Below are 19,951 nucleotides of genomic sequence, written 5' to 3' on the forward strand. Positions count from 1 at the left end.
TTTGATCTGGGCGATGGTCGGTTGCAGCTTGTCGAGGAAGCGGTTGAACCAGTTCACCAGTTCGCCCAGTTCATCTTTCTTGCTGTAGTTCAAGCGCTGGGTCAGGTCGCCTTCACCGCTGGCGATGTTCTTCAGCATTTCAGCAACGCTGTTGATCGGCCGGGTTACGCCCGACGCGGTGAGCCAGATCAGCAGCAGGCCAATCAGACCGGCGACTACCGCCACCAGCAACGCGGTGATCACCCCGGTTTTCTGCGCATCGTCGAGCACCGCTTGCAGCTTGACCGAATCGGCCAGCAGCACCTGTTTCGGCAGGTCGATGACCACGCCCCAGGCCCGCGAGTTACCAATCGGATCGACCGGGTACACGGCGCGAATCAGGTCGCCCTGTTCGAGAATTTTCGGCGTGCCGCTGCTGACCAGTTGCAGGACATCCTTGCCTTCGGCACCGAGCGTTTCGCTGATTTGTTTGCCGACTTTCTTCGCATCGGAACTGTCCGCACCGAGCACGCCGCTGCCGGAGACGATCAGCATGTGCCCGGCGCCGTTGAACAGGTCGCGCTGCGAGTCGAGCGCCGCCGCTTGCAGGGCGTCGAGGGCGATGTCGACGCCGACCACGCCGATGGCCTTGCCGTCGACGATCAACGGCACGGAAATGGTGGTCATCAACATTTCCTTGTTGCCCACGGTGTCGGCATACGGGTCGAGCAGGCAGGTACGCTTGTTGTCGCGAGGGCAGGTGTACCAGCTGTTATATGGCGTGCCGCTGACGCTGAGGGTGGTCTTGGTCATGTCTTCTTCGACCATGATCGTGTTCAGCGCCGAGCCGGCGGCGCGGCTCCAGTAGGTCGCAAAACGCCCGGCTTCGTTGGACTGGCGCGCCGCATCGTTGACGAATTCGCTGTCCTTGCCATCGAGGCCGTTGGGTTCGAAAGCGAGCCAGATGCCGAGCACCTTGTCGTTGCGCTCGAACGCGGTTTTCAGGCTCTGATTCAACTCTTCACGCAGGGCCCCGGCCTCCAGCGAACGCTTGGCGGCCATCACGCGCATGTCCTTGATCTGGTCGGCCAGGGCGGTGATCACCGTCAGGCTTTCGCCAAAGGTCTTCTGTACTCGCACCGCCTGCTCGGCCGCCTTGGCCTGCAACAGGTTCTGCACACTCGCGGTGAGCATCTTGCTGCTGGAGTCGCTGACCACTTCGTCGTTCTGGTTGGTCTGGTAAATGTTTATGCCGACGATCAGCGCAACCACACCGAGCAGGCACAGACCGGAGAGCAGGACGATTTTCAGGCGAATGGAGAGAGAGTCGAACATGGGGCGATCTCGTGAATGAATGAGCAGGTGGCCACGGGATGAACTACCCGGTTCGCCAAATCCATTCAGCGCCATGCATTGCTCATCGGCGCGCAGCGAGGGCGCATGAGGCGCTTGCCGACGAACGGTCAGCGCTAAACGTTTGCGCAGGGGATTGTCCTGAAAAGGCGATTAATTACAGGGAAGTTTCAGCCTGATGAACGCCGGAGTGCTGCGGGTGATGAGGCTTTGTGGTGAGGGGATTCATCCCCGATGGACTGCGCAGCAGGCCCAAAACCTGACCACCATTTTTAACTGAAACTCTGCGGAGCCTGATTAGTGGCTGCTGCGCAGCCAATCGGGGATGAATCCCCTCACCACAAAAGCTCATTTGCCAAAAATAGCGGGCGGTCAGGCGGGGGCGGGAGGGCTTCCGGGCGTGACCAGATCCACAGATTGCCCAGACTCATCCCGGCAATCGCCAGATACACCGGCCAGCCGTGATCGAGCATCACCAGCATCAGCGTCGCGCACAGCAGCATGCTGACGGTGGCGCTGACCTTGGCCTTGCGCGCGATGATCTTGCCGTTGCGCCAGTTGCTCAGGATCGGCCCGAACAGCCGATGGTTTTCCAGCCAGGCACTCAGGCGCGGCGAGCTGCGAGTCGCGGCCCAGGCGGCGAGCAGGATGAACTCGGTGGTCGGCAGGCCGGGCACGACGATGGCGATCAGGCCAATGCCGAGGCTGACATAGGCCAGCAGGCCGAACAGCAGGCGGGCGAGTTTTGACGAGGCGGGTTGCGGCATGGGCTCGGGATTGCTGTGAGGCGAAACGGGGGATTCTACAGGCTAGCGCTGTTCCCATGTGGGAGCGGGCTTGCTCGCGAATGCGGTGTGTCAGTGACATATCAGGTGACTGACACAGCGCATTCGCGAGCAAGCCCGCTCCTACAAGGGGAATTTGCGGTGTATCAGGCCGGTTCGGCTTCGGTCGCGTAAGCCTGTTCCAGCAGCACGGTGAAGCGGTTGAACGCGTCGATCGCGCCTTGCTCGACTTCGGCTTCTTCCTCGGCAGTGAACTGCAGCGAGTCGAGGGTGCGCACGAAGCTTTTCCAGCCTTCGGCACGACCCCCTTCCGGCTCGCCCAGGTGACGGGCGCCGAAGGTTTCGCTGAGGTCCAGCGCCACCGCGCGTTTGATCAGGAACGCGGCGCCGAGCTTCGAACCTTCGGAGACGAAGATCCAGCCGAGGGCGCGAGCCTTGCTCGGGTTTTTCAGCGCACCGGCCACCGGTGCCGGGATGTCGGTGTCCAGATCCGCCAGGTCAGCCTTGGCCGCTTCGGCGCGGCATCGGGCTGGCAGATCCGGGACGATGGCAGCCAGTTCGGCGTCGTTGTACAGGTCTACCAGCTCCGACTGGAACAGGTACTGCGCGACCACGAAACGCGCGAAGTTGGCGCGGGTCTCGAACGGCGCGTGGGCCTTGACCAGGGCGTCGAGCTTGCTGTGCGGCTCGTGGGTGATCTGGTTCAGGCGTTGTGAACGCAGGGCTTTTTCCGATGTGGTCATGGGGTGTCCTTGATAAAAGAGGCGCTTGATAACGAGACGAACGGGCAGGTGCCAAACCGTAAAAAAAGCCCTGCGATGCGCTGAACAATGCGCGTCGCAGGGCCGTCCGGATCAGATGTCCCAGACCAGATTGATCGCGAAGTTGCGGCCCGGTTGGGTCAGACGATCGAGGTTGGCCGGTTGCGTTACAGAGGCTTCGCCGACGCTGTCGTAACCGCGCACGTCATCCCACAGCCAGTACTTCTTGTCGGTCAGGTTGTAGATGCCGCCGCTGACGGTGACGTCGTCGGTGACTTTGTAGTAGCCGGCCAGATCGAGAATGCCGAAGCCCGGGGTCTTGAACTGGCTGCTGACGCCATCCGGCGACTTGAAGTTGCTGTCGTCGACGCGATCCTTTTTCTTCACCACGGTCCAGCTCAGCAGGCCGCCGTAGTTGTCCTGGTCGTAACCCAGGCCGAACACGCCGGTCAGCGGATTGACGCTGTTGAGCGGTTCGCCGTTGTCGTTGTTGCGACCGTAGGCGTAAGCGATCGAGCCCTGGGTGTAGAGGCCTTGCGGCGCACCGAACGCATCGAGGTTCAGACGACCTTTGACTTCGGCGCCCTTGATGGTCGCGTGCTTGATGTTGCTCGACTGGAAGGTCAGCTCGTCGTAGCCGGGGGTGACGGCGTCTTCGTTGATGAAATCGCGGTACTTGTTATAGAACACCGCCACGTCGAACGAGCCTTGCTCGAAGTTGCCGCGCAGACCGGTTTCATAGCTTTTGCTTTTTTCCGGTTCCAGGTTCGGGTTCGGCGCCACGTTGTAGCCGGTGGTGCTGTTTTCGAAGCGCCCGTACAGCGCTTTTGCGGTCGGCGTGCGGAACCCTTCGGCGTATTGGCCGTACCAGGTGTAATTGTCGGTCAGGGCGTAGGTCAGGCCGAACTTGGGCGAGACTTTGTGCCAGGTCTTGTTCTCGTCGCTGACCGTGCCGTTGCCATCGGCGGCCACGGTGTTGAGGAATTCCTGAGTGATGTGCGGCTTGAGCTGGGTGTAGTCGTAGCGCAGGCCCGGCAGGAAGGTCCACTTGTTCCAGCTGATCTGATCCTGGGCGAACAGGCTGTAGGTGTTGATGGTCGGGTCCGGGAAGTCGCTGGATTTTTTCAGCACATCCGCCGCGCTGGTGGCGCCGATGGCGGTGCAGCCACGACCGACCGCCAGGCACTTGCCGTCGCCGCTGCGCGAACCGGTGACTTTCTGTTGTTTGATCGTGGTGCCGTAGGTCAGCACGTGATCGGTGTCACCGATGGCAAACGCCTTGTCCAGTTGCGCATCGAACACCCACTGTTTTTCCTCGTAGACCGTGTCGCGGGTGCGCAGCACTTTACGGGTCATCGGGTAGTAGAACTCTTCGGTGCTCTGGTCGGTCTTGGCGATCTGGTGATTGAGGCTCCACTTCACGTTATCGGCCAGCAGGCTGTCGAGGGCGAAGCTGTGCTCCAGGCCGAAACGCTCGCGGGTGATGGTGTCGTTGCCGGTACGCCACTGGTACATGCCGCCGGGCAGCACACTGTTGGGAATGGTCGGCGCGCCATTGAAGTACGGGCCGCCGTAGGCGCTTTTCTGATCGGTGTCGCGATCGTCCTTGAATTTCTCGTAGGTCAGGCCCAGGCGCGAACCTTCGTTGTAGTTCCAGCCGATCTTCGCCAGCACGTTGGTGGCTTTGACGTCTTCCGGGTTGGCGGCAGTGCGCTCAAGGCCAGTGCCGTTGTTGCTGCCGTAGGAGTCGGTTTCGTGACCGTCGCGCTGGCTGAAGTGCAGCAAGCCGTCGAACTGCTCGGCACGGCCGGCGACGGTGGCGGATTTCAGCCAGCTCTCATCGGCGGAGCTGTAACCGGTTTTGAGGCGAGCGCCGACGTCTTTGCCGGGCTTGATGATGTCGTCCGGGTCGAGGGTGTAGTAGCTGACGGCGCCGCCGATGGCGTTGCTGCCGTACAGCACCGAGGCCGGGCCACGGAGGATTTCCACGCGTTTGACGATTTCCGGGTCGACGTAATTGCGCTGGGTCTTGGCGTACGGGCCATTGAAGAAACCGTCCGGCACTTCGACGCCGTCAACCTGCGTCAGGATGCGGTCGCCGTCGATGCCACGGATGTTGTAGCCGCTGATACCGCCACGCTGGCCGGCGCCGCCGACCGACACGCCCGGCTCGTAGCGCACCAGATCCTTGATGGTGTTGACGTTGTTGCGATCCAGATCCTGGCGGGTCTGCACGGTGACGGTGGCCGGCACGCTGCTGACCGATTGTTCCTGGCGGGTGGCGCTGATGGTCACCTGATCCAGATTGAGTGCGCCGCTGGTGCTGCGCTTCTCCAGCACCACGTTGTTGTTGCTCAGCTTGCGGAAGCTCAGGTTGGTCCCCACCAACAGGCGCTCCAGGGCTTTTTCCGGCGGCAGCGAACCGCGCACACCCGGCGACGATACGCCCTGACCCAATTCTGCCGGCAAGCCGACCTGCCAACCGGTGACAGTGGTGAAGGCATTGAGCGCCGACACCAGCGGTTGCTGGCCGATCGAGAACGAATAATCACCCATGTTGCGCGCCGGTTGTTCGGTGGCAGCCATCAGCGGTGCAGTGCCGGCCATGAGAATGGCGGCCGTCAGCAACGACAATACGCGGGAAGGGGAAGCAGTCTGGCGGGTAAGGCGAGAGGACATCGATAGCGCTCCGTGTCGCACGAATCTTTATAGGTGCTGATCCGCCTCCGAAGATGCGAATCAATTGCATTGGCTATAACGAGACGAACGGGCTTTCGCTATCGAGTAAAAATAATTCTCATTTAGTTCAGGATCACCAGCGCGGGGAATTCCTGCAGGCGCGCCGAGGTGATGTGGGCGAGGGAGCGCACCACGTCCAGCGGCTGGTCGAGGCGGTAGTTGCCGGTGACGTTGACGTCGGCCAACTGTTCGTTGGTGTTGATGATCCAGCCCGGGTAGTAGCGGCGCAGTTCGGCCAGCACCTGATTCAACGGGCAGTTCTCGAACACCAGTCGGCCCTGGACCCAGGCCAGGTCGGTCGCGGCATCGAGCTTGCCCGGACGATCGAAACCGTTGGGGCCGATGCGGATGCTTTCGCCTGCGCTCAAACGCACTCGCGCATCGTTGTGCGTGGCGCGCAGATCGACATCGCCGCGTTGCACATTGACCTGCGCCACGCCGTCCAGATAGCGCACGGCGAACGCGGTGTCGCGCACGCTGGCCTGCACCGGGCCGGCATCGATTTCCAGCGGTTGAGCACGGTTGGCAGCCACCTCGAAAAACGCTTCACCCTGATACAGTCGCGCCACGCGCTGGCGCTCATTGATGGTGCTGGAGAATGCCGAGTTGGTGTTGAGCAGCACCTTGGAACCGTCCTCCAGTTGCAGGCGCTGACGCTCGCCGACCACGGTCAGATGATCGGCCTGAAGGCGCATCGGCAGGTTGCTGAAACTGAACAGACCGAGCACCAGCACCGCAGCCGTCGCCAACGGTTTCCAGTGCGGACGCAGACGTTTGAGCAACGTGACTTTCGCCGGCTTCGCCGCGAGACTCTGCGCACACTGCACCACTTGCGGCCCGTCCCAGATCGCCTGAGCCTTGGCGAATGCCTCGGCATTCAACGGATCGGCCGCCAGCCATGCGTGAAATTGCCGGGTCTGCTCTTCGTCCGCACTGCCGAGCACGATGAGCCAGTCCAGAGCCTGGTCCATTGCACGGGCGGCGTCCTGCGCCGTTGCAGGCGAAGGCGGGCGGTGGGTGTCCGTCACGGTGTGTCCTCGGCAGTGTCTGTGCACGGCTGTTTTTTTAGTGAAGCGTAAAAGTCGGGCAAGGGTAACAAAGCCCGATGATCAGTGCAGTCGAAGCTGCTGACTGAAATCGCCTGCAACCTCAGGCGCCATTCAAGCGCTCGGCGACACCGATGCAGATCGACATGATCAGCTTGAGTTCCTTCTGCACGGTGCTGAGGGACACATTCAGCTCGTCGGCGATTTCCTGGTAGCTGTGCCCGTGCAGGCGGCTGAGGATGAAAATCTGCTGCTGACGCGGGCTGAGTTGACTGAGGCTCACGTTCAGGCGCTCCAGCAATTGTTCGGCGTGGGCGGCGTCTTCGGCGCTGCTGGCGGGGGCGGCGACGCTGTGCACCACGTCCTGCGGCACGTCATCGACCATGGTCCGCGAATGGATCTTGCGCGCACGCAGGTGATCCAGCGCCAGATTGCGCGCGGTCTGAAACACGAAGGGTTCAAGGTGATCGATGGCGCGCTCGCTCAACGCCCGCGTGACGCGCAGGTAGGTTTCCTGCAACAGGTCTTCGGCGGTGCTGTGGTTGTTGACCATGCGCTCGATCGTGCGCAGCAGGGATGTGCGCTGAGAGAGAAAGACATGATTGAAGCGCGATTGACTCACGGGGGAACCTGATCCATTTCGAGCGAATGATAATGCTTATCATCCAGTCGAGTGGTCAAGTGTTGATTTCAGACTGAAATCAAAAACCTGTGGGAGCGGGCTTGCTCGCGAATGCGGTGGGTCAGTCGATACATCAATTGCCTGACACGACGCCTTCGCGAGCAAGCCCGCTCCCACATGGGGGAAGGGGATTACTCCGCGTTGCAGAGCGCCAGGCAGTTATCCAGCATGCGGTTGGAGAAGCCCCACTCGTTGTCGTACCACGCCAGCACCTTCAGCAGTTTGCCGCTGACTTTGGTGTGGTTGGCGTCGAAGATCGACGACAACGGGTTGTGGTTGAAGTCGCTGGAAACCAGCGGCAACGTGTTGTAACCGAGAATTTTCGAGTGTTGGCTGGCAGCCTTCATCAGTGCGTTGACTTCCTCGGCCGTGGCTTCCTTCTTCAACTGCACCGTCAGGTCCACCAGCGACACATTGATCACCGGCACCCGCACGGCCATGCCGGTCAGTTTGCCCGCCAGTTCCGGCAGCACCAGGCCTACCGCTTCGGCGGCGCCGGTCTTGCTCGGGATCATGTTCTGCGTGGCCGAACGCGCGCGGTACGGGTCGGTGTGGTAGACGTCGGTCAGGTTCTGGTCGTTGGTGTAGGCGTGAATGGTGGTCATCAGACCGCTTTCAATCCCCAGCTCGCGGTGCAGCACCTGCGCCACCGGCGCCAGGCAGTTGGTGGTGCACGAAGCGTTGGAGATGATCTGGTGCGACTGGCGCAGAATGTCGTGGTTGACGCCGTAAACCACGGTGGCGTCGGCGCCCTTGGCCGGGGCCGAGATGATGACTTTGCGTGCGCCGGCAGTAAGATGCGCAGCCGCTTTGGCGCGGTCGGTGAACAGACCGGTGCATTCGAACACCACATCAATTTTTTCCGCGGCCCACGGCAGGTCGGCCGGGTTGCGAATCGCGCTGACCGAAATACGGTCGCCATTGACCGTCAGGCTCTCATTGTCATGGGCCACTTCGGCGTCGAATGTGCCGTGAACGGTGTCGTATTTGAGCAGATGGGCATTGATCGAGCTGTCGCCCAGATCATTGATGGCGACGATCTGCAAATCCTGTCGATAGCCTTGGGTATACAGTGCGCGCAGGACATTACGGCCGATGCGGCCAAAACCATTGATTGCGATTCGAAGAGTCATTGAACAGCGCCGCCGTCGTTTTGTTGTTGGAATTACAAGATTATTCGCATAAAAATAGAAAACAAGCCTTTTTAGTGGCAATATTTTGTTTTATCTACAACGAGTGACCTGAATCAACTGGTCCGAATGGTCAAAAAAACCGTCTGTCATTCCAACAACAACGGCGTTTGATCAGCATAGACAATCAGGTCGCCACATCCGTTAGCCTGGAGTTCTACACATGCATCCCCGCGTTCTTGAGGTCACCGAACGGCTTATCGCCCGCAGCCGCGCCACGCGTCAGGCTTACCTTGCACTGATTCGCGGCGCCGCGACTGACGGGCCGATGCGCGGCAAGCTGCAATGCGCCAACTTCGCCCACGGCGTGGCCGGGTGTGGCAGCGAAGACAAGCACAGCTTGCGGATGATGAACTCGGCGAACATCGCCATCGTTTCTTCGTATAACGACATGCTCTCGGCGCACCAGCCGTACGAAGTCTTTCCCCAGCAGATCAAAAACGCCTTGCGCGAAATCGGTTCGGTCGGCCAGTTCGCCGGCGGTACGCCAGCGATGTGCGATGGCGTGACCCAGGGCGAGCCGGGCATGGAGCTGAGCCTGCCGAGCCGCGAAGTGATCGCCATGTCCACGGCGGTGGCGCTGTCGCACAACATGTTCGACGGCGCGCTGATGCTCGGCATCTGCGACAAGATTGTGCCGGGCCTGATGATGGGCTCCCTGCGTTTCGGCCATCTGCCGACGATTTTCGTTCCGGGCGGGCCGATGGTCTCGGGGATTTCCAACAAGGAAAAAGCCGACGTGCGGCAGAAGTACGCCGAAGGCAAGGCAACCCGCGAAGAGCTGCTGGAATCGGAGATGAAGTCCTACCACAGCCCGGGCACCTGCACGTTCTATGGCACCGCCAACACCAACCAGTTGCTGATGGAAGTCATGGGCCTGCACTTGCCGGGCGCGTCGTTCGTCAACCCGAACACACCGCTGCGTGATGCCCTGACCCGCGAAGCAGCGCATCAGGTCACGCGTCTGACCAAACAGAACGGCAACTTCATGCCGATCGGCGAAATCGTCGACGAGAAGGCGCTGGTCAACTCGATCGTCGCGCTGCACGCCACCGGCGGCTCGACCAACCACACCCTGCACATGCCGGCCATCGCCATGGCCGCTGGCATCCAGCTGACCTGGCAGGACATGGCCGACCTCTCCGAAGTCGTGCCGACCCTGAGCCACGTCTACCCGAACGGCAAGGCCGACATCAACCACTTCCAGGCCGCTGGCGGTATGTCGTTCCTGATCCGTGAGCTGCTTGAGGCGGGCCTGCTGCACGAAGACGTCAACACCGTGCTCGGCCACGGTCTGAGCCGCTACACCAAAGAGCCGTTCCTCGATAACGGTGAGTTGGTGTGGCGCGAAGGCCCGATCGAAAGCCTCGACGAAAGCATCCTGCGCCCGGTTGCCCGTGCATTCTCGCCGGAGGGCGGTCTGCGGGTGATGGAAGGCAACCTTGGTCGCGGGGTGATGAAAGTCTCCGCCGTGGCGTTGGAAAACCAGATCGTCGAAGCACCGGCCATGGTGTTCCAGGATCAGCAGGACTTGGCCGATGCGTTCAAGGCCGGTCTGCTGGAGAAGGATTTTGTCGCGGTCATGCGCTTCCAGGGCCCGCGCTCCAACGGCATGCCGGAACTGCACAAGATGACGCCGTTCCTCGGCGTGCTGCAGGATCGCGGCTTCAAAGTCGCGCTGGTCACCGACGGGCGCATGTCCGGCGCGTCGGGGAAAATCCCGGCGGCGATTCACGTCAGCCCCGAAGCTTATGTCGGTGGTGCTTTGGCGCGGGTGCAAGAGGGCGATATCATCCGCGTCGATGGCGTCAAAGGCACTTTGGAACTCAAGGTCGACGCCGCCGAATTTGCAGCGCGTGAACCTGCCAAAGGCCTGTTGGGCAACAACATCGGCAGCGGTCGCGAACTGTTTGGCTTCATGCGTTTGGCCTTCAGCTCGGCGGAGCAGGGCGCCAGCGCCTTCACTTCTGCCCTGGAGACGCTTAATTGAAACTGGCTTTGGTCGGTGATATCGGAGGCACCAACGCGCGGTTCGCGTTGTGGAAAAACCAGCAACTGGAATCGGTTCAGGTGCTGGCGACAGCCGACCACGCCAGCCCGGAAGAGGCGATCAGCCTCTACCTGAGCGGCCTCGGTCTGGCGCCGGGTTCGATCGGTTCGGTGTGCCTGTCGGTGGCAGGGCCGGTGAGTGGTGATGAATTCAAGTTCACCAACAACCACTGGCGCCTGAGCCGCACGGCATTCTGCAAAACCTTGCAGGTCGAACAACTGCTGCTGATCAACGACTTCTCGGCGATGGCGCTGGGCATGACCCGTTTGCAGCCCGGCGAATTCCGCGTGGTCTGCGAAGGCACGCCGGAGCCGTTGCGCCCAGCGGTGGTGATCGGTCCAGGCACTGGCCTGGGCGTGGGCACCTTGCTCGATCTGGGCGAAGGGCGGTTTGCCGCGTTGCCGGGGGAGGGCGGTCATGTTGACCTGCCGCTGAGCAGCCCGCGTGAAACCCAGCTGTGGCAGCACATCCACAACGAGATCGGTCATGTCAGCGCTGAGACCGCACTGAGCGGCGGCGGTTTGCCGCGAGTCTACCGTGCGATCTGCGCAGTGGACGGACATGAACCGAAGCTTGATACGCCGGAAGCAATCACCGCAGCCGGTCTGGCCGGTGACCCGATTGCCCTGGAAGTGCTGGAGCAGTTCTGCTGCTGGCTCGGCCGTGTGGCGGGCAACAACGTGCTGACCACCGGTGGTCGTGGCGGCGTGTTCATCGTAGGCGGGGTGATTCCGCGCTTTGCCGACTTCTTCGTCAACAGCGGTTTCGCCCGCAGCTTCGCCGACAAGGGCTGCATGAGCGATTACTTCAAGGGCATCCCGGTGTGGCTGGTGACGGCGCCGTATTCCGGGCTGGTGGGTGCCGGTGTGGCACTGGAGCAAGCAATCCCTGCCTGAAATGCAATCAAACTGTAGGAGTGAGCCTTTGTGGCGAGGGGATTTATCCCCGATGGCCTGCGAAGCAGGCCCTGCTTTTCCAGGGTCGCTGCGCAACCCATCGGGGATAAATCCCCTCGCCACAGGTTTTGTTCCTACAGGTGTTTTGTGGTGTTTGTAAAATCAGTGCTTAAGGCATAATCCGCCCCAATTCCAACAACAAGGATGCCTTCGAAGTGAGCTCAGTCAACAAGTCGATATTGTTGGTCGATGACGACCAGGAAATACGCGAGTTGCTGGAAACCTACCTGACCCGCGCCGGGTTCCAGGTGCGGGCCACAGCCGATGGCGCCAGTTTTCGCCAGGCACTCAACGAGGCGCCCAGCGATCTGGTGATCCTCGATGTGATGCTGCCCGACGAAGACGGTTTCAGCCTGTGCCGCTGGGTGCGCCAGCATCCGCGTCAGGCGCAGGTGCCGATCATCATGCTGACCGCCAGTTCCGACGAAGCCGACCGCGTGATCGGGCTGGAGCTCGGCGCTGATGACTACCTCGGCAAACCCTTCAGTCCCCGCGAGCTGCAAGCCCGAATCAAGGCGCTGTTGCGACGTGCCCAGTTCGGTCAGGAGCGCAGCGGCAGCGACGTGCTGGCGTTCGACGAGTGGCGGCTGGACATGGTCAGCCATCGACTGTTCCACACCGACGGCGAAGAAGTGATTCTCTCCGGTGCCGACTTCGCGCTGCTGAAGTTGTTTCTCGATCATCCGCAGGAAATCCTCGACCGCGACACCATCGGCAACGCCACCCGTGGCCGCGACCTGATGCCGCTCGACCGGATTGTCGACATGGCCGTCAGCCGCTTGCGCCAACGTCTGCGCGACACGGAAAAACCGCCACGACTGATCCGCACCGTGCGCGGCAGCGGCTACCAACTGGCAGCCAATGTGGTTGCCGGCAATGGTCACTGAGTCGCTGCGCCGGCTCGCCAGCAAAGTCCCGGTGCCGCGTTCGCTGCTCGGGCGGATGCTGCTATTGACCCTGTTGGCGGTGCTGTTCGCGCAGACGTTGTCGAGCGTGATCTGGGTCTCGCAACTGCGCGCGACCCAGCTCGAAGGCCTGGTCACCAGCGCCCGCAGCCTCGCCCATTCGATGACCGCCAGCGTCAGTTATTTTCGCTCGCTGCCGGTGGCGTACCGGCCGCTGGTACTCGACCAGTTGCGCAGCATGGGTGGCACCCGTTTTGTGGTGACGCTCAACGACAAGCCGCTGGGTATGGACGTGCTGCCGATCACCCCGCGCAAGGCGGCGGTGATCGAGGCAGTGGACGAAGTGCTGCGTCAGTCGCTGGGCCATGACACTGATATCTCGGTGACCTTCGTCAGCCCCGAGGATCTGCGGATCTTCAATGCCGGGCTGAAACTCGATGAGCTGCCGCGCTCGTGGGCGCATTACGCGTTGACCCTGGAACCGGTGAATCCGCCGGTGCTGGTGACGCAGATTCAGATGGCGCCGGGCGAATGGCTGTACATCGCGTCGTTGTTGCCCGAACCCTACACCAGCCTCGAAGAACAAGGCCTGCCGGCGCAGCAGGTGTGGTTCATCGTCCTTACCAGCGGCTTTTTACTGCTGTTCATCGGCCTGCTGGTGCACTGGCAGAGCCGGCCGCTCAAGCGTCTGGCCCGGGCGGCGCGAGATCTGTCGCTGGGTGCCGATGTCGAGCCGGTGGCCGAGGGCGGCGGCAGCGAAGTGGTGGAAGTGGGCCGTGCGTTCAATACCATGCGCGAACGCATCAGCCGTTACCTGACCGAACGCAGCCAGTTGTTCAGCGCGATTTCCCATGACCTGCGCACGCCGATCACTCGTCTGCGCCTGCGCGTCGAACTGCTCGAAGACGAGAAGCTGCAAGCCAAGTTCGGCCGCGATCTGGATGAACTTGAGTTGCTGGTCAAAGGCGCGCTGCAATGCGTGAAAGACACCGACATCCACGAGAACATCGAGCCGGTGGATCTCAATCATGTGCTCGATTGTCTGGTGGAGCCGTATCTGGCGCCCAACGGCAATGGCCGCGTGACCCAGCAAGGCAAGGCGCTGGCGGCGTATCCGGGCAAGCCTTTGGCGTTGAAGCGCTGCATCGGTAACCTGATCGACAATGCGTTGAAGTACGGGCAGAACGCGCATCTGCACATCGATGACGATGAGCGCGCGTTTGTCCTGCACGTCGACGATGAAGGCCCGGGTGTCCCGGAGCAGCGCTTGGAGCAGGTGTTCGAGCCGCACTTTCGCTTGGCCGGGCAGCAGCAGGGTTATGGGCTGGGCCTGGGCATTGCGCGCAACATCGCTCACAGCCATGGCGGTGAAGTGACGTTGCAGAATCTGCGTGAGGGTGGGTTGCGGGTGACGTTGCAGTTGCCGCGCAGTGTTGACTGATACCACCCCTGTGGCGAGGGAGCTTGCTCCCGCTGGACTGCGCAGCAGGCCGTCTTTTGGGTGCCGCTTCGCGCCACAGCGGGAGCAAGCTCCCTCGCCACAGGTTTCACTTCTGATCTATGTCACGAGCTGGTGACAAAACCCGCCCCCTTCGTTACAAGCCCACCGCGGCCCGTTGTTTAGACTCCCCGCAGTCATAACAACAAAAAAGGCCACCCATGGATCTTTTCCACCCAGGCTTCAGCAGTTGGCTGAACGCCCCTGCTCACCAGCAATGGCTCGGCGACGAAGGCCTGCGTCTGCTGGCATTCGCCAAGGCTTCCAGACTGCCCGAAGGTTTCGGCAACCTCGACGAGCGCGGCCGTTTGCCGGCGAGCGCGCAGGCCGAAACCATGAACACCGCGCGCATGACCCACAGTTTCGCCATGGCCCATATTCAGGGGCTGCCGGGGTTTGCCGAACTGGTCGATCACGGCATCGCGGCCCTGCGCGGGCCGCTGCGGGATGCGCTGCACGGTGGCTGGTTTGCGGTCGCCGAACATCGCGACGGCAATACCGGCAAGAACGCCTATCTGCATGCTTTCGTTGCGCTCGCAGCCAGTTCTGCGGTGGTTGCGCAACGTCCCGGCGCCCAGGCGCTGCTGGATGATGCGATCGATATCATCGACACCTATTTCTGGAGCGAAGAAGAGGGCGCGATGCGCGAATTCTTCAATCGCGACTGGCGCGAAGAAGAAGCCTATCGCGGCGCCAACAGCAACATGCACGCCACCGAAGCATTCCTCGCGCTGGCCGATGTCACCGAAGACCCGCGCTGGCTGGTGCGTGCGCAACGCATCGTCGAGCGAGTGATTCACGGTCACGCCGCCGCCAATGGCTACATGGTCATCGAACACTTCGACCGCGACTGGCAACCGCTGCGCGAATACAACCGCGACAATCCGGCCGACGGCTTCCGCCCTTACGGCACCACGCCGGGCCACGGTTTCGAGTGGGCGCGGCTGTTGCTGCACCTCGAAGCGGCGCGGGTCCAGGCCGGGATGCTCACGCCGGGCTGGCTGGCGACCGATGCGCAAAAACTCTTCGAACAGAACTGCCGAAACGGCTGGGACGTCGATGGCGCCCCGGGGATCGTCTACACCCTCGACTGGGACAACAGAGCAGTGGTCCGCCATCGCTTGCACTGGACCCATGCCGAGGCCAGCGCCGCCGCCAGTGCCTTGCTCAAACGCACTGGCGATCAGCAATACGAAATCTGGTACCGCCAGTTCTGGGAATTCTGCGAGATGTATTTCATCGATCGCTGCGACGGCAGCTGGCATCACGAACTCGATCCGCAGAACCGCCCGAGTGCCGATATCTGGGCCGGCAAGCCGGATCTGTATCACGCCTGGCAAGCAGTGCTGATTCCTCGTCTACCCTTGTCACCGAGTATGGCAACGGCTCTGGCGCAATTATCTCGGTCCGTTCCTGTGTAACCATGTGGTGACATTTGCGCGTCCCTTCGTTACCTGCGGGGGGAAACGCCCTGTTTAAACTCCTGTGCAGCGCAAGCACCAGACTTGCATGCATAACAACAAGAAAGGTACATCTCAGATGAATGCGATTTCTCGCCTCGCTACTGTCATTTCTGTCGCCTCCCTGTTCCCGCTCGCAATTCTGCCCCTCAGTGTGTCCGCTGCCGAATCCAAAGGTTCGGTGGAAGTCGTGCACTGGTGGACGTCCGGTGGCGAAAAAGCCGCTGTCGATGTGCTCAAGGCCCAAGTCGAAAAAGACGGCTTTACCTGGAAAGACGGCGCTGTCGCCGGCGGTGGCGGTGCCACGGCCATGACCGTACTGAAAAGTCGTGCGGTTGCCGGCAACCCGCCGGGCGTCGCCCAGATCAAAGGCCCGGACATTCAGGAATGGGCCTCCACCGGTCTGCTCGACACCGACGTCCTGAAAGACGTGGCCAAAGAAGAGAAGTGGGACAGCCTGCTCGACAAGAAAGTCTCCGATACCGTGAAGTACGACGGTGATTACGTGGCCGTGCCGGTGAACATTCACCGTGTGAACTGGCTGTGGATCAACCCGGAAGTCTTCAAGAAAGCCGGCATCACCAAAAACCCGACCACCCTCGAAGAATTCTACGCCGCTGGCGACAAGCTCAAGGCTGCGGGCTTCATCCCGCTCGCCCACGGCGGTCAGCCTTGGCAGGACAGCACCGTGTTCGAAGCCGTGGTGCTCTCGGTCATGGGCGTTGATGGTTACAAGAAAGCCCTGGTCGATCTGGACAACAAAGCGCTGACCGGCCCCGAGATGGTCAAGGCGCTGACCGAGCTGAAGAAAGTCGCGACCTACATGGACGTCGACGGCAAAGGCCAGGACTGGAACCTGGAAGCGGCCAAAGTCATCAACGGCAAGGCCGGCATGCAGATCATGGGTGACTGGGCCAAGTCCGAGTGGACTGCTGCCAAGAAAGTCGCCGGCAAGGATTACGAGTGCGTAGCCTTCCCGGGTACCGACAAGGCGTTCACCTACAACATCGACTCCCTGGCGGTGTTCAAGCAGAAAGACAAAGGCACTGCGGCCGGTCAGCAGGACATCGCCAAAGTGGTGCTGGGTGAAAACTTCCAGAAAGTCTTCAGCATCAACAAAGGCTCGATCCCGGTGCGTAACGACATGTTGAACAACATGGACAAGCTCGGTTTCGACTCCTGCGCGCAGACCGCTGCCAAGGACTTCCTGGCAGACGCCAAGACGGGCGGCCTGCAGCCGAGCATGGCGCACAACATGGCGACCACGCTGGCGGTGCAGGGCGCGTTCTTTGATGTGGTGACCAACTACATCAACGACCCGAAAGCCGATCCGGCCGATGCGGCCAAGAAGCTCGGCGCGGCGGTTCAGTCGGCCAAATAAGCATCAGCACCGCAGCCCCTGTGGGAGCGAGCTTGCTCGCGAAAGCGGAGTGTCAGGCAATCGCAATATCAACTGACAGGACGCCTTCGCGAGCAAGCTCGCTCCCACAAGGGGAAAGCGTGTGAATTTTCTACCCTCGTACTGGATTTCCCCATGAGTTCTGTTGCTGTGTTCAGCAAAGCCTCGCCGTTCGATGCACTGCAGCGCTGGCTACCGAAACTGGTGCTGGCGCCGAGCATGTTCATCGTGCTGGTGGGCTTCTATGGCTACATCCTGTGGACGTTCGTGCTGTCGTTCACCACCTCGACGTTTCTGCCCAACTACAAGTGGGCCGGTCTGGCGCAATACGCCCGGCTGTTCGACAACGACCGCTGGTGGGTCGCGAGCAAGAACCTCGCGGTGTTCGGTGGCATGTTCATTGGCATCACCCTGGTGATCGGCGTGCTGCTGGCGGTGTTCCTCGACCAGCGCATCCGTCGCGAAGGCTTTATCCGTACCATTTACCTGTACCCGATGGCGCTCTCGATGATCGTCACCGGTACCGCGTGGAAATGGCTGCTCAACCCGGGCATGGGCCTGGACAAATTGTTGCGTGACTGGGGCTGGGAAGGCTTCCGTCTGGATTGGCTGATCGACCCGGATCGTGTGGTCTACTGCCTGGTGATCGCTGCTGTGTGGCAAGCCTCGGGCTTCATCATGGCAATGTTCCTCGCCGGCCTGCGTGGCGTTGATCAGTCGATCATCCGTGCCGCACAGATCGATGGCGCGAGCATGCCGACCATCTACTGGAAAGTGGTGCTGCCAAGCCTGCGTCCGGTGTTCTTCAGTGCGGTAATGATTCTGGCGCACATCGCGATCAAGAGCTTCGACCTGGTCGCGGCGATGACGGCCGGTGGCCCGGGTTATTCCTCCGACCTGCCGGCGATGTTCATGTATTCCTTCACCTTCAGTCGCGGCCAGATGGGCATGGGCTCGGCCAGTGCGATTCTGATGCTCGGTGCGATTCTCGCGATCATCGTGCCTTACCTGTACTCCGAGCTGAGGACCAAGCGTCATGACTAGTCTCGCTGCCAAACCTGCCTTCAGCCTGAGTCGCGTCGCGATCTACGCGGTGCTGATCCTCGCGGTCCTGCTGTACCTGATTCCGCTGGTGGTGATGCTGTTGACCAGTTTCAAGACCCCGGAAGACATCAGCACCGGCAACCTGCTCAGTTGGCCGACCGTGGTCAGCGGCATCGGCTGGGTCAAGGCCTGGGCCACGGTTGACGGTTACTTCTGGAACTCGATCAAGATCACCGTGCCGGCCGTGGTCATTTCCACTGCCATCGGCGCGTTGAACGGCTACGTGCTGTCGTTCTGGCGCTTCCGCGGTTCGCAGCTGTTCTTCGGTCTGCTGCTGTTCGGCTGCTTCCTGCCGTTCCAGACCGTGCTGCTGCCAGCCTCGTTCACGCTCGGCAAGATGGGCCTGGCGAGCACCACCACCGGCCTGGTGTTCGTGCACGTGGTCTACGGTCTGGCGTTCACCACGCTGTTCTTCCGTAACTATTACGTGAGTATTCCCGATGCGCTGATCAAGGCTGCACGGCTGGATGGCGCGGGTTTCTTCACGATTTTCCGGCAGATCATTCTGCCGATGTCGACCCCGATCATCATGGTTTGCCTGATCTGGCAGTTCACCCAGATCTGGAACGACTTCCTGTTCGGTGTGGTGTTCTCCAGCGGTGATTCGCAACCGATCACGGTGGCGCTGAACAACCTGGTCAACACCAGCACCGGGGCCAAGGAATACAACGTGGATATGGCAGCGGCGATGATCGCCGGCCTGCCGACCCTGCTGGTCTATGTGGTCGCAGGCAAGTATTTCGTGCGCGGGCTGACGGCCGGCGCAGTCAAGGGGTAATCATGGCAACGCTCGAACTTCGCAACGTCAACAAGACCTACGGTGCCGGCCTGCCGGACACCCTGAAGAACATCGAACTGTCGATCAAGGACGGTGAGTTCCTGATCCTGGTCGGCCCGTCGGGCTGCGGCAAGTCGACCCTGATGAACTGCATCGCCGGCCTCGAGACCATCACCGGCGGCGCGATCATGATCGGCGACCAGGACGTCAGCGGCATGAGCCCGAAGGATCGCGACATCGCCATGGTGTTCCAGTCCTACGCGCTGTACCCGACCATGAGCGTGCGCGAGAACATCGAGTTCGGTCTGAAGATCCGCAAGATGCCGCAGTCGGCAATCGACGAAGAAGTCGCACGCGTGGCCAAGCTGCTGCAGATCGAACACCTGCTCAACCGCAAGCCGGGCCAGCTCTCCGGTGGCCAGCAGCAACGTGTGGCGATGGGCCGTGCACTGGCGCGGCGGCCGAAGATCTATCTGTTCGACGAGCCGCTGTCCAACCTCGACGCCAAGCTGCGCGTCGAGATGCGCACCGAAATGAAACTGATGCACCAGCGCCTGAAAACCACCACGGTCTACGTGACCCACGACCAGATCGAAGCGATGACCCTGGGCGACAAAGTGGCGGTGATGAAGGACGGGATCATCCAGCAGTTCGGCACGCCGAAAGAGATCTACAACGATCCGGCCAACCTGTTCGTGGCGAGCTTCATCGGTTCGCCACCGATGAACTTCATCCCGCTGCGCCTGCAACGCAAGGACGGTCGTTTGCTGGCACTGCTCGACAGCGGCCAGGCCCGTTGCGAGTTGCCGATGAGCATGCAGGACGCCGGTCTTGAGGGTCGCGAAGTGATCCTCGGCCTGCGCCCGGAACAGATCGTTCTGGCGAGCGGCGAGGGCAATGGCCTGCCGAGCATCAAGGCCGAAGTGCAGGTCACCGAACCGACCGGTCCGGACACCCTGGTGTTCGTCAACCTGAATGAAACCAAGGTCTGCTGCCGCCTGGCACCGGACGTGGCACCGCAGGTGGGCGAGACCCTGACACTGCAATTCGATCCGTCGAAAGTGTTGTTGTTCGATGCCAAGACTGGCGAGCGTCTGGGCGTTGCGGGCCAGGCGCAGACCGAAGCGCGGTCGGCGAACGTGGCACAATTCAAGGGTCGCTGAAGAACAAAAATGTGGGAGCGGGCTTGCTCGCGAAAACGGAGTGTCAGGCAGCACACATGGCGACTGACATGACGCCTTCGCGAGCAAGCCCGCTCCCACAGGG

Annotated in this window: 15 protein-coding genes and 1 pseudogene; 9 read left to right on the forward strand and 7 right to left on the reverse strand. The window is 61.4% G+C overall.

Annotated elements, in window-relative coordinates; all coding sequences use genetic code 11:
- Window positions 1-33: 33 nt before the first annotated feature.
- The 7 genes and pseudogenes from JFU48_RS30565 to gap form a co-directional block, all read right to left on the reverse strand.
- Window positions 34-1,389 (reverse strand): annotated as a pseudogene (locus JFU48_RS30565) (PDC sensor domain-containing protein); the annotation flags it as partial.
- 278 nt (window positions 1,390-1,667) lie between these two features.
- Window positions 1,668-2,099: a YbaN family protein gene (locus tag JFU48_RS14130; protein WP_201136761.1), complete on the reverse strand. Its 432-nt coding sequence runs from the start codon at window positions 2,097-2,099 to the stop codon at window positions 1,668-1,670.
- Window positions 2,100-2,263: 164 nt separating this feature from the next.
- Window positions 2,264-2,860, reverse strand: a complete 597-nt coding sequence (locus JFU48_RS14135) for a biliverdin-producing heme oxygenase (protein ID WP_103521244.1) — start codon at window positions 2,858-2,860, stop codon at window positions 2,264-2,266.
- 111 nt (window positions 2,861-2,971) lie between these two features.
- On the reverse strand, window positions 2,972-5,557 hold the full coding sequence (locus JFU48_RS14140; RefSeq protein WP_201136762.1) for a TonB-dependent receptor: 2,586 nt from the start codon (window positions 5,555-5,557) through the stop codon (window positions 2,972-2,974).
- Between the two features lie 122 nt (window positions 5,558-5,679).
- Window positions 5,680-6,645 carry a FecR family protein gene (locus JFU48_RS14145; RefSeq protein WP_103486268.1) on the reverse strand — a complete coding sequence of 322 codons (966 nt, stop codon included), beginning with the start codon at window positions 6,643-6,645 and terminating at the stop codon, window positions 5,680-5,682.
- 121 nt (window positions 6,646-6,766) lie between these two features.
- Window positions 6,767-7,285 carry an RNA polymerase sigma factor gene (locus tag JFU48_RS14150; protein WP_041068631.1) on the reverse strand — a complete coding sequence of 173 codons (519 nt, stop codon included), beginning with the start codon at window positions 7,283-7,285 and terminating at the stop codon, window positions 6,767-6,769.
- Between the two features lie 191 nt (window positions 7,286-7,476).
- Window positions 7,477-8,478, reverse strand: a complete 1,002-nt coding sequence (gene gap / locus JFU48_RS14155) for a type I glyceraldehyde-3-phosphate dehydrogenase (protein WP_003227465.1) — start codon at window positions 8,476-8,478, stop codon at window positions 7,477-7,479.
- Between the two features lie 220 nt (window positions 8,479-8,698).
- On the opposite strand from gap, the gene edd reads away from it, so the two are divergent.
- From edd to JFU48_RS14200, 9 genes are all read left to right on the forward strand, one after another.
- On the forward strand, window positions 8,699-10,525 hold the full coding sequence (edd, locus tag JFU48_RS14160) for a phosphogluconate dehydratase (protein ID WP_201136763.1): 1,827 nt from the start codon (window positions 8,699-8,701) through the stop codon (window positions 10,523-10,525).
- On the forward strand, window positions 10,522-11,481 hold the full coding sequence (locus tag JFU48_RS14165; protein WP_201136764.1) for a glucokinase: 960 nt from the start codon (window positions 10,522-10,524) through the stop codon (window positions 11,479-11,481). The genes edd and JFU48_RS14165 overlap by 4 nt, the downstream gene beginning before the upstream one ends.
- A 215-nt stretch (window positions 11,482-11,696) precedes the next feature.
- Entirely contained in the window at window positions 11,697-12,428 is a 732-nt protein-coding gene (locus JFU48_RS14170) for a response regulator (RefSeq protein ID WP_003227460.1), read from the forward strand.
- A complete protein-coding gene (locus JFU48_RS14175; protein ID WP_103521239.1) occupies window positions 12,418-13,887 on the forward strand; it encodes an ATP-binding protein in 1,470 nt (489 codons plus the stop codon). Before JFU48_RS14170 ends, JFU48_RS14175 begins: the two co-directional genes overlap by 11 nt.
- Window positions 13,888-14,105: 218 nt before the next feature.
- On the forward strand, window positions 14,106-15,365 hold the full coding sequence (locus JFU48_RS14180; RefSeq protein ID WP_201136765.1) for a D-mannose isomerase: 1,260 nt from the start codon (window positions 14,106-14,108) through the stop codon (window positions 15,363-15,365).
- Between the two features lie 118 nt (window positions 15,366-15,483).
- The gene (locus JFU48_RS14185; protein WP_003227454.1) at window positions 15,484-16,785 is read left to right on the forward strand and encodes an ABC transporter substrate-binding protein; all 1,302 of its coding nucleotides are present in this window, start codon (window positions 15,484-15,486) and stop codon (window positions 16,783-16,785) included.
- Window positions 16,786-16,938: 153 nt separating this feature from the next.
- Window positions 16,939-17,847: a carbohydrate ABC transporter permease gene (locus tag JFU48_RS14190; RefSeq protein ID WP_003227452.1), complete on the forward strand. Its 909-nt coding sequence runs from the start codon at window positions 16,939-16,941 to the stop codon at window positions 17,845-17,847.
- Window positions 17,840-18,685, forward strand: coding sequence for a carbohydrate ABC transporter permease (locus tag JFU48_RS14195; RefSeq protein WP_007969317.1), 846 nt, complete (start codon window positions 17,840-17,842; stop codon window positions 18,683-18,685). Before JFU48_RS14190 ends, JFU48_RS14195 begins: the two co-directional genes overlap by 8 nt.
- A 2-nt stretch (window positions 18,686-18,687) precedes the next feature.
- On the forward strand, window positions 18,688-19,848 hold the full coding sequence (locus tag JFU48_RS14200; RefSeq protein WP_201136766.1) for an ABC transporter ATP-binding protein: 1,161 nt from the start codon (window positions 18,688-18,690) through the stop codon (window positions 19,846-19,848).
- Window positions 19,849-19,951: the final 103 nt, after the last annotated feature.

It is taken from the genome of Pseudomonas sp. TH49 (genome assembly GCF_016650625.1).
In the GTDB taxonomy this organism is placed as follows: domain Bacteria; phylum Pseudomonadota; class Gammaproteobacteria; order Pseudomonadales; family Pseudomonadaceae; genus Aquipseudomonas; species Aquipseudomonas fluorescens_H.

Bases quoted from the DNA above. Each gene is read 5' to 3' on its own strand.
- JFU48_RS14130 (WP_201136761.1), bottom strand. From the start codon at position 2,099: ATGCCGCAACCCGCCTCGTCAAAACTCGCCCGCCTGCTGTTCGGCCTG.
- JFU48_RS14135 (WP_103521244.1), bottom strand. From the start codon at position 2,860: ATGACCACATCGGAAAAAGCCCTGCGTTCACAACGCCTGAACCAGATC.
- JFU48_RS14140 (WP_201136762.1), bottom strand. From the start codon at position 5,557: ATGTCCTCTCGCCTTACCCGCCAGACTGCTTCCCCTTCCCGCGTATTG.
- gap (WP_003227465.1), bottom strand. From the start codon at position 8,478: ATGACTCTTCGAATCGCAATCAATGGTTTTGGCCGCATCGGCCGTAAT.
- edd (WP_201136763.1), top strand. From the start codon at position 8,699: ATGCATCCCCGCGTTCTTGAGGTCACCGAACGGCTTATCGCCCGCAGC.
- JFU48_RS14175 (WP_103521239.1), top strand. From the start codon at position 12,418: ATGGTCACTGAGTCGCTGCGCCGGCTCGCCAGCAAAGTCCCGGTGCCG.
- JFU48_RS14180 (WP_201136765.1), top strand. From the start codon at position 14,106: ATGGATCTTTTCCACCCAGGCTTCAGCAGTTGGCTGAACGCCCCTGCT.
- JFU48_RS14185 (WP_003227454.1), top strand. From the start codon at position 15,484: ATGAATGCGATTTCTCGCCTCGCTACTGTCATTTCTGTCGCCTCCCTG.
- JFU48_RS14190 (WP_003227452.1), top strand. From the start codon at position 16,939: ATGAGTTCTGTTGCTGTGTTCAGCAAAGCCTCGCCGTTCGATGCACTG.
- JFU48_RS14195 (WP_007969317.1), top strand. From the start codon at position 17,840: ATGACTAGTCTCGCTGCCAAACCTGCCTTCAGCCTGAGTCGCGTCGCG.
- JFU48_RS14200 (WP_201136766.1), top strand. From the start codon at position 18,688: ATGGCAACGCTCGAACTTCGCAACGTCAACAAGACCTACGGTGCCGGC.